Annotated in this window: 10 protein-coding genes, 1 tRNA gene and 1 pseudogene; 1 reads left to right on the top strand and 11 read right to left on the bottom strand. The window is 35.5% G+C overall.

Going from position 1 to position 10275, the window contains the following annotated elements; genetic code table 11:
* On the top strand, positions 1 to 1094 hold a 1094-nt coding region (locus WGMM_RS03320; RefSeq protein WP_038250088.1), incomplete at its 5' end, for an iron-containing alcohol dehydrogenase.
* Positions 1095 to 1241: 147 nt separating this feature from the next.
* On the opposite strand, the gene WGMM_RS03315 is transcribed toward WGMM_RS03320, so the two are convergent.
* From WGMM_RS03315 to WGMM_RS06130, 11 genes and pseudogenes are all read right to left on the bottom strand, one after another.
* Positions 1242 to 1314: transfer RNA gene (locus tag WGMM_RS03315), tRNA-Met, on the bottom strand.
* Positions 1315 to 2607: an adenylosuccinate lyase gene (purB, locus tag WGMM_RS03310; protein WP_038250082.1), complete on the bottom strand. Its 1293-nt coding sequence runs from the start codon at positions 2605 to 2607 to the stop codon at positions 1315 to 1317.
* The gene (locus WGMM_RS05785; RefSeq protein ID WP_081818076.1) at positions 2604 to 2837 is read right to left on the bottom strand and encodes a hypothetical protein; all 234 of its coding nucleotides are present in this window, start codon (positions 2835 to 2837) and stop codon (positions 2604 to 2606) included. Before WGMM_RS05785 ends, purB begins: the two co-directional genes overlap by 4 nt.
* Positions 2838 to 2843: 6 nt before the next feature.
* The gene (rplI, locus tag WGMM_RS03305) at positions 2844 to 3398 is read right to left on the bottom strand and encodes a 50S ribosomal protein L9 (RefSeq protein WP_038250077.1); all 555 of its coding nucleotides are present in this window, start codon (positions 3396 to 3398) and stop codon (positions 2844 to 2846) included.
* 7 nt (positions 3399 to 3405) lie between these two features.
* Positions 3406 to 3681 (bottom strand): 30S ribosomal protein S18, encoded by a 276-nt coding sequence (rpsR, locus tag WGMM_RS03300; RefSeq protein WP_007548890.1) that lies wholly within the window; start codon positions 3679 to 3681, stop codon positions 3406 to 3408.
* Positions 3681 to 4454, bottom strand: coding sequence for a 30S ribosomal protein S6 (locus WGMM_RS03295; protein ID WP_038250072.1), 774 nt, complete (start codon positions 4452 to 4454; stop codon positions 3681 to 3683). Before WGMM_RS03295 ends, rpsR begins: the two co-directional genes overlap by 1 nt.
* Before the next feature lie 48 nt (positions 4455 to 4502).
* On the bottom strand, positions 4503 to 7832 hold the full coding sequence (gene dnaE, locus WGMM_RS03290) for a DNA polymerase III subunit alpha (RefSeq protein ID WP_038250091.1): 3330 nt from the start codon (positions 7830 to 7832) through the stop codon (positions 4503 to 4505).
* Between the two features lie 831 nt (positions 7833 to 8663).
* Entirely contained in the window at positions 8664 to 9110 is a 447-nt protein-coding gene (locus WGMM_RS06735; RefSeq protein WP_051599633.1) for a WD_0033/WD_0034 family tandem repeat-containing protein, read from the bottom strand.
* A gap of 105 nt (positions 9111 to 9215) precedes the next feature.
* Positions 9216 to 9359, bottom strand: a pseudogene (locus tag WGMM_RS07515) (WD_0033/WD_0034 family tandem repeat-containing protein); the annotation flags it as partial.
* Between the two features lie 22 nt (positions 9360 to 9381).
* Complete coding sequence (locus WGMM_RS06730; protein WP_051599630.1) at positions 9382 to 9624, bottom strand: WD_0033/WD_0034 family tandem repeat-containing protein; 243 nt, start codon at positions 9622 to 9624, stop codon at positions 9382 to 9384.
* Between the two features lie 33 nt (positions 9625 to 9657).
* Positions 9658 to 10194 (bottom strand): hypothetical protein, encoded by a 537-nt coding sequence (locus WGMM_RS06130; protein WP_128080208.1) that lies wholly within the window; start codon positions 10192 to 10194, stop codon positions 9658 to 9660.
* Between the last annotated feature and the right edge of the window lie 81 nt (positions 10195 to 10275).

The raw sequence follows: 10275 nt of genomic DNA, 5'->3' as shown, positions 1-10275 counted from the left end.
TAATTATTCCAGCTCCACCTGTCATCCCAGCGCGTGACACTGGAATCCATAAGTTGTTTTCCTGGATCCCAGTGTCAGCTACTTGCATGACACCAAGCAGAGCTGCCTCTCTTGAAACCGTAAATCTAGTTAGAAACAAAGCAAAAGACAGTGACTTAATAGTTGCATTTGGTAGCGGCACTGTTAACGATATCTGCAAATATGCAAGCTACCTCGAGAAAAAAGATTATATATCGTTCCCAACAGCCGCTTCTATGAATGGATATACCTCTGCAAATGCTTCAATATTAGTAAATGGATATAAAAAATCGTTCAAAGCACATCTTCCAAGAGCAGTATATATAGATATAGACATACTTGCCAATGCACCACTGCGTCTCACATTAAGCGGATTTGCAGATTTCATTTGTCGTTCAACAGTTCAGGCTGACTGGCTACTATCTCATTTGTTGCTTGGCACAGAATACAATGAATTACCTTTTACACTTGTTCGCGATTTGGAGCAAATTTTGCTAAGAGAGTATACGGCGCTTACTAAAAGAAGTAGAAAAGTGGTCCTATTACTTATGGAAGTTCTACTAATTTCAGGACTTGGAATGGTAATATCAAAAGGCAGCTATTCTGCAAGCCAAGGAGAGCATATGATAGCTCACGCAATGGAAATGGTAACAAGAGATCATTCCTTACTACATGGCGAAAAAATTGCTGTTACGACGATTACCATGGCTAATTTGCAGGAAAAGATATTATCAATACAAAACCCGATTATCAAACCGACCACTTTAGATGTAAAACATATAACTCAGTGCTTTGATAATATCGAATTTGTAAGAACTTTTGAACAGAAGCAAATTATGCAGCAAAAAATCCAAGATATTATTTGTAAAGAATGGCATAATATTTCCAGTTTAATTAAGCAAAATTTACTACCTGCAAAACACCTGCAAAAAATATTTGAAGATCTATCAATTCCACACTTACCAGAGCACCTCAGTTGGAATAAAGAACAATATTGTAAAGCGGTCGATCTTGCGTTTACAACAAGAGATAGATTCACCTTTCTTGACTTAGCTAACTGCATAGAAGAAAGTTAAGTTTTGTAGTGAAATTCTGTCATTTAAAGAGATCATAGGCCAAAAGCTAAACCCTTTTCATAATCTCTTATCCATTGTCTCCTCACCTGAGTGGATATACAACTCATTCCAAGTAACTGACACTTGGTTTCACCAATAGCACTGCTTTGCTAAACATAGGGACTTGAACCCCCGACCAAGAGATTATGATCCTCCTGCTCTACCAACTGAGCTACTCAGCCTAATTAAAAACCTTATTATACACACGATCTATATGTTTCGTATAATACTTCAAATCAAACAAAGATTCAAGTTTTTCCGAGTTAATAACCTTAAGTAAGGGTTTATCTTGTTTCAATTCGGCCAGAAAATCACTGTTGTTTTGTTTCACTTTCATTGCATTGCTCTGAACAATTTTATACGCCTCTTCCCTCGCCAAACCACTATTTACTAACTCAAGCAATACACGCTGTGAGAAAACTAAACCTTTTGAAGAATTTAAGTTCTTTTCAATGTTTTCCTTATTGATCACCAATTTATCTATCAAATCTGTTAATCGCACTAAAGCAAAATCCATTGTTATACAAGCATCAGGAGCAATGCATCTTTCCACAGACGAGTGTGATATATCACGTTCGTGCCACAATGCAACATTTTCTAACGCAGGAAAAACATAACTGCGTATTAAACGTGAGAGTCCAGTCAGATTTTCACTTAAAATAGGATTACATTTGTGTGGCATAGCAGAGCTTCCCTTCTGCCCAGTGGAAAAATGCTCAGAAATTTCGCCGATTTCAGTTCTTTGCAAATGACGAATTTCAACAGCAACATTTTCTATTGAGCTTGCAATCACTCCCAAAACTGAAAAGAACATAGCATGTCTATCACGAGGAATGACTTGAGACGATATGATTTCAGGTATGAGTCCTATTTCTTTCGCTACATATTCTTCAACAAACGGATCAACATTTGCAAAATTGCCCACTGCACCTGATATTTTACAAATTGAGATCTCTTTTTGCGCGCTAATTAATCTCTGATAATTGCGTTTAAATTCAGCATAAAATCTGGCAAATTTTATTCCAAGAGTTGTTGGTTCTGCATGCATTCCGTGACTGCGTCCAACACAAACAATATCTTTATAGTCCTCAGCTTTTTTTTTCAATGCTGCAAGTAAATTTTTTAGATTCTCGAGCAAAATATCACAGGACTCTTTCAGTTGCACCGCAAGGCATGTATCCAAAACATCAGAACTTGTCATTCCATAATGAAGATAACGAACATCAACTCCCGCTTTTTCAGCAACATATGTCAGAAAAGCTATAACATCATGTTTTACAATGGATTCAATTTCGTTGATACATTCAACATCAAATTCAATAGCACCAGAGAGGTTCTCAGCAATATTATTCGGAATCACTCCTAACTTTGCTTGAGCTTCACACGCTAATTTTTCTATTTTAAGCCATATATTAAATTTATTATTTTCCTCCCAAATGGAAGACATTTCTTTTCTGCTATAGCGGGGAATCATTTTTGATTTATTCCAATAATGGTGTCATTCCAGTGCGTGACACTGGAATCCAGATATAAAAGTATTTGCAAATTATTCAATGGACAACGGATTCTAGAAGCATAAAATAATGTCCATGACGAAATAAACTGGATCCCAGTGTCACGCACTGGGATGACATGAGGGGAGCACTGGGATGACACCAGCTTAGCCATGGCAGACATTTCTTTACGACTATAACAAGAGATCATCTTTGATCAGCTATCATCACCATCAGTAGCTTCTTTATTCGCATCTTGCTCTGCCTCTTGTTGCTCAGACTTCTGATTTTGCAATTTTACTTGCCTTAGCTCATTTGCATCTGTTTCGGATTTTACGACGTATATAGTAATTGGTACTACTACTTCACTATGTAATTCTACGTTTACTTGGTATTCACCCAAGTTTTTGATGCTTACTCCACCAAAAGATAAACTACGGTGATCTATCACATGTCCTTCTTGTAGTAAAATTTTCGCAATTTCACGTGTTGTTACAGAACCAAAAATTTTACCATCCTCTGAAGCTTGCTTTATCAATACCACAAACTTATCATGTAGTGACAATGCAAGCTCTTTTGCTACATTTAATCTTTTTATATTCTCTTCTTCCAGTAATAAACGTTGCTCCTCTAGCTTTGTTAAATTTTCCTTGGTAGCTTTCACCGCTTTTCTTTGTGGAAAAAGAAAATTACGTGCATAACCTGGCTTAACTTTGACAACTTCACCAAGCTTACCTAAAGTCCTTACATTTTCCTTTAAAATTATCAACATAAATTACCTAAACTTTTTTAGTACAGTAAGGAATAAGAGCTAAAAAACGTGCCCTTATGATCGCTAAGCGTAACTTCCTTTGTTTTTTTGCACATACGCCTGTTAATCTTCTAGGTAATATCCTACCATAGTCAGAGGTAAACTTGGATAATAAATCTATATTCTTATAATCTATGTCTTCATCTTTAGACGCAGCAAGAGGGCAAACTTTAGAACGCCTAAAGCCAGTCCTATTATTTACAGATACGTAAGAATTATTAAAACTATTTCGTCTTTTCATCATTATGCGCTTTGCTCCTCAATTTGTTTATTCATCATATGAGATTTACCTTCAAAAATTTTATCAACCTGCACAGGAAAGTGGCGAATAACGTTCTCATTAAGTTTCATTCTACGCATAAATTCATCCAGAATGCTTGCAGTAGAACTTATGCACATTATACAATAATGACCGCTCTTCATTTTATTTTTGTGGTATGCAAAATCCAAAAGACCCCAATGTTCATACTTGATTAATCCTGATGCTTCAATGTTTTTCAAAAGCATTTCCAACGCTTTGCTCGATTGAGTTGGACCGTTTATTCTAAAATCTTTCAAAATATCTTGAAAAATCTTTATTAGATCTTCTGAAATATTTCTCTTCAAAGCATTTACTGCGTTATGGATAAACGCACTTTTAGTACTGCCTCCTAGAAATTTTGTAAAATCTTGCGTTATTCCTAAATCTTTTAGGTCATCTTTCAACTCTTTATCGATTTTCGACTTCACCTCTTTCAAATTTGAAAGATCTTCTTCTAATTCAACCCATAAAATTTTTGTAAGATCTTCCAAGAAATCAGAGTAAGCAACTAGACTTTCTTTAATGTCCTCAGCACGCACTTCTAACTCTTGTTTTGTAAGCTTGTCATTTCCTTTTTTCAGAATATCCCTGATTTGCTGGAACATAATATCTGCTTTAATATTTTTCAATGAAACAGCTAGCTCTTGGACCATCTCCTCTACTTCTTGCTGTAACAATCCTTGCTGTGCTATAAAAGTAAATTCATAAAGATTCACTATATCTTCCTCTAATACCGATTAAATATTTCATTATATAAAGCTTTTTTATATAAGCAAGTTATTTGTATTAATTTCTACGCCTTTAATCCAGCTTAAATTAGATATTTCATAAATTACTTGAGGAGCAATTGAGTATGCACCTGGTAATAAGATGCTCACTTTATGTTTTTCGAGAAGAAGTTTTAGCATTATTTTGGTTCTGCCTTCATCTTTCAATATTGTGTTTAATTCCATAGCGGCTTTTTGCGAATCCGTGCACTCAGTGGTGAGAACTAATTCTTTTATTGTAGAAGTGATTCTTTTTGTAAACTCAGATATATCTTTGCCTGCCAATCTTGTTGTATTTTCCGAAGCTTCAAGATCAATTATCACAAATGTTCCTGGTGAAAATAAATCTCTTTTTTCTTCTATTATTTCATTATTATAGAATGCTATTTCAGAAACGTTATGGGGATCAGAAAGTGTGAGGATGACAAACCTTCCACGCTCTGAAGTTCTCATACGTGCATTTAATATTACCCCAGCAGTTTTTGCTGTTCTATTTTCTCCGATAAACCCAATATTTAACTTTTCCAGAAAAGTTCTAAATTTTTCAAGCGGATGATTAGTTAAATAAAATCCTAGTGAAAATAACTCATGTTCTAATTTTTCCTCTTCATCAAAATCTTCCACATTCTCAAGTTTCGGTTTGAGGACATCAAGACTACCAAACAAAGCAGCTTGACTTGATTCTCTATCCTGTTTGTTTTTATTTGCAAAGTAAATCAGCGTGTCCATTGACTCATATAGCTGCTTTCTGTTCTTATGCACGCTATCGAATGCTCCGGATTTAATCAGGCTTTCTAGCGCTCTCTTATTTATTATATGACCTGAATTTTGAATGAATTCCCATATGTCCTTACAAGCGCTTGAACGTACGTTCACTATTCCTTCCGCTATAGAAAAACCAACATTCCTCAAGGCAGCAATACCATAACGTATGTGTTCATCCTCTATTGAGAATTCAGCTTGAGACTTGTTTATATCAGGTGAAAGAACGGTAACGCCACTAAACTTTGCTGCATGATAAAATAAATTCAGTTTATCTCTATCATCAATATTCAGATTCATTAGTGCTGTAAAAAATTCTAATGGATAATTAGCTTTAAGGTAAGCCGTTTGATAAGATATAACCGCATATGCTGCAGCATGAGATTTATTGAACTCATAACCAGCAAATTTTGCAACAAGGTCAAAGATATAACTTGCCCTGTCATAATCAACGCCATTCTTCGTTGCCCCTTGGATGAAAAGTTCACGTTGTTTATCCATCTCTTCCTTAATTTTCTTACCCATGGCACGTCTTAGCAGATCTGCTTCCGCTAAGCTATACCCGGAAAGAATACGGGCTATTTCCATCACTTGTTCTTGGTAAATTATTACCCCAAATGTTTCTTTTAACACTCCTTCAAGTAACGGATGAATATAATCTGGCTTCTCAAGTCCATGCTTTCTTGCAACGTAAGTTGGAATGTTATCCATAGGTCCTGGACGATAAAGGGAAATTAAAGCGATAATATCCTCAATACAGTCCGGTTTTAGTTTAATTAAAGCTTCTCTCATTCCCGAACTTTCAAGCTGAAACACTCCAATTGAATCACCGCTTGAGAGTATCTCATAGGTTTTTTGGTCATTCAAAGGAACTGAAGAAATATCAATCTTTTTTCCATCACGATTAATTAAACGACACACATGATCTATTAGCGTTAGCGTACCAAGTCCAAGAAAATCAAATTTTATTAGCCCAGCTTTCTCCACATATTTCATGCTGTATTGAGTGATTGGCAGAGCCGAATTTGGATCGTAGTACACAGGAACAAAATTTTCCAACTTTTGATCACATATTACAATTCCAGCAGCATGAGTTGAAACGTGACGATATATTCCTTCAAGCTTAAGAGATATATCAAGAAGCTTTGCAATTACCTCATCACTATCCCGCTCTTTCTGCAGGTTTTGATCAAACTCTATCGCTTGTGATAAAGTTACAGGATTTACTGGATTAAATGGAACCATTTTAGATATTTTATCCACTTGAGAGTAAGGCATTTGCAATACTCTACCAACATCACGCAATACTGCCCTTGCCTGCAATTTACCAAAAGTGATTATTTGAGCAACATAACCGTACTTTTTCTGAACATAATCAATAACCAGGTCCCTTTTCTCTTGGCAGAAATCGATATCAAAGTCAGGCATCGATACACGATCAGGATTCAAAAATCTTTCAAATATTAGGCCAAACTTTATTGGATCAAGGTCTGTAATCTGCAAGCCCCAAGCAACAATTGATCCAGCACCAGAGCCTCTTCCTGGACCAACTGGAATGCCATTTGCTTTGCTCCAACGAATAAAATCAGAAACTATCAAAAAGTAGCCAGCGTAGTTCATCGAAGTTATCACACTCAGTTCGTAATTCAGCCGATCGTAGTATTGTTTAAGGTCTATGTCTGTCTCATTCGCAATACGGAATTCTAATCCTGCAACTGCCTGCTCCTTCAGTTCTTCATTCTCAGTTTTATTTTCTCGACAAGGAAATTTAGGCAAAATAGGCTGCCTGCCTCTTGGCATGTAAGAGCACCGCTTAGCTATCACTAAAGTGTTATGAATTGCTTCGGGAATGTCGCTGAACAGCTCCTCCATTTCTGCCACAGACTTGAAGTAATGCTCGGTAGTTAACTTCTTTCTGTTATTCTCCAGGGCATAACTCCCCTCCGATATACACGTTAATATATCATAAGCCTCATAGTCAGACCTATTTGGAAAAAACACATCGTTCGTTGCAACTAGTGGTATATTGCGCTGATAAGCAAAGTCTATCAAAGCTTCTTCAAGCTCTAGCTCTTTATTCAACCCATGACGCTGCAATTCAACATATAAATGACCATTGAATGCTGAAAGCAGTTTTTCAACCGTTTCTTTATCTTGCCCCAACAATAGTTGAGCCAAACATCCACCGGTTAAAGCGATCAGACCCGTACTTAAATTCAATAGCTCATCAAAATCAACGTAAGGAATATCGCTGTTATTCTTGCGCTTTCTAAAAGACTCACTCACCAAAGTGACTAAATAAGTGTACCCTTGCTCATTTTTTGCAAGCAATAACATAGGTAAATTTTGTTCTGAATATTTAACTATAATATTACATCCTATTATTAGCTGTATTCCCCTACTTGCCGCATATTCCGCAAACTCAAGTGAACCAAATATATTACCTGAATCAGTAATTGCAACCGCTGGCATTTTATTTCGCAAACAAAGGCCGATCAGCTCCTCAATTTTAACCGAGCTTTCAAGCAGCGAATAAACACTATGAACACGTAAGTGTATGAACATAAGAAACTTTAGATCAACAAAAAAGGATAACATTAATTTACTCATGAGAACACAATTTTCATGAGAACAAAAGCCTATAAAATTCTAAAATTAAAATACAAAAACTTACTTGACACCCTTCGCCAGCGCCCTTATCATGATAGTGAAGCTATTGTGTTTGCTTTCGCCAATCTGCAGATTAAAAGGTAAGGATTACTTAATGTATCGGCGTCTTATGTTCAATTTTTTGCAGTATATAGATACTGTATGTCTTTACAAAACTTCATCTACATCTAGATTTTTATCTAAATAAGCTGAACGCGCTTATAAAGCGTTACAAGACATCAAAAAATGCCAATACTCGACAGAGATAGTAAAAGACTAGCTAACTCGGGGATTCTTTGTCTTTTTTTCTGCTTAGTAAATTTCTTAAACATTTGCAGCATAGGTTAGTTGCAATTAAAAGCAGCTAAATCTTGCTTGTCAAGCGTTTAAAACATAAAAAACGCCAATATTTTAAAGCAGATAATAACGCCAGGGCTTCTTTTGCCTTTTTTTTTATTTGGTAAATTTCTTAAATATTTATGGCTAAACGACAATCGTCATCCCGCTACTTGTTAGCGGGATCTAGAGATACCGCGGCGGTATGACGAATGGGAAACCTTTCTTGGGTTAGCTATAAAACTAATCAGCATCTTGTTTAGCACATATAAATTAAGTTTCACAAATATAGTGCTAAACCTTGAAAATATGTTATAGCTACTTCTTCCAATTTAGTGGTGGGTTTTGACAGTACACATGTTATTTTACTAGCTACCAACTCAAGTGTCACAGAAGTTGCAATCACTGCATTTATATCTGTACTTTAACATTTACTCTACTTTCTATTAGAGGCTTTACCCCCCTTACATCATTACGTACAGCAGTATGATTTATTTCATTTTCAATTCCACTACTATGCTGCAACAAGATATCCCCATTAGCTTTTATTTCAACATTTTTGTCACTACTACCATTGTTAAAATTTAATCCCTCATCTCTTCTACTTTGTCTTTTTTCTTTTAATTTTAATTCAGTTTCTCTTTCATCAAGTACGGAAACGGTAGGAAATGGGATGTGAGTTTTTTCCTGACCATCTTGATTTATAGCTCTTGTTGTATTAAAAGCTTCGTTGCTTTTACATGATATTGTATAAGCAAGTAGTGTGTAAGTTACTTCCCAGCTATCTGAATGTTTTATAGTTGTTGTTGCGTCAAGAATGTCTTTCAGAATATCGTTTTCTTTAGCTACTCTTAACATTTTCTCAACAGCTATACTATCTTTACGTAGTATAGCATAAGTAAGCGGTGCGCAAGTTTCTTCATGACCATCTGGACATTTTATAGTTGTTGTTGCATCAAGAATATCTTTCAGAATACCGTTTTCTTTAGAGACTTTTAAAATTTCTTCAATAGTTTTGCTATTTTTACATGATATGGCGTAAGTAAGCGGTGTGTAAATTTCTTCTTGACCATCTAGATATTTTATAGTTGTTGTTGCGTCAAGAATATCTTTCAGAATACTGTTCTCTTCAGTCTGCTACTAGAATTTCTTTAATAATTTTGCTATCCTTCCGGAACATAGCAAAAGCAAGTGGTGTGTAAGTCACTTCCCGGCTATCTAAATGTTTTATAGTTGTTGTTGCGTCAAGAATATCTCTCAGAATACCTTTTTCTTTAGCTACTCTTAACACTTTTTCAACAGCTATACTATCTTTACGTAGTATAGCATAAGCAAGTGGTGTATAAGCCACTTCCCGTTCTAGATATTTCATAATTGTTGCACAATGACTTCATAATACACCTCCTTAAGTTTGTTTTTGTGATTTTAGTCTTGCAGTTGCAATTTTAGAAGAGTTATCAATATACTTTTTTAACTCTAGTTCTTGTTCTAGACTTATGGATATCCATGTTTTTGGACCAATACGTAGTGCATCAATAAACTTACGTTCAATCCAATTACGTACTACACCATTCAACTGACGTTGAATTTTTTCTGCAACTTGTTTCACTGATAACTCTTCCTCAGATTTTTGATTACATAGTGCTGGAATCTTATATATAAATCGAATTCCTTTTATACTCTTTATAGTAAATGGATTACCTTTATTTGTTATAAGTCCCTCTTGATTGAATAAATTAATAATTTGCTCATCAGTCAATGTTGTTGATAACTCTCTTATCCGATCAACTATATCCTTAGAATGTCGCCACCTGTCATAAGATTTTTGTGGTAATTGTACTTCTAGATCCTCCGTAGCATTTGTTTGCCAACGTATATGTAGCACTGCTTTTTGCTCATTACGTAGTCTTTCAACAGTGATATCCTTGATTAGAAGTCGCAAAATACGCTTTTGATCTCTTGTACTTGTTGATTCTGCATTCCATAAGCGTGGTAAGTCTCTGCTTGTGGACGTTGTACATCG

The organism is Wolbachia endosymbiont of Glossina morsitans morsitans (assembly GCF_000689175.1).
Lineage (GTDB): Bacteria > Pseudomonadota > Alphaproteobacteria > Rickettsiales > Anaplasmataceae > Wolbachia > Wolbachia pipientis.
Note: the sequence above shows the minus strand (reverse complement) of the source record. Positions and strands in the feature narration are given on the sequence as shown.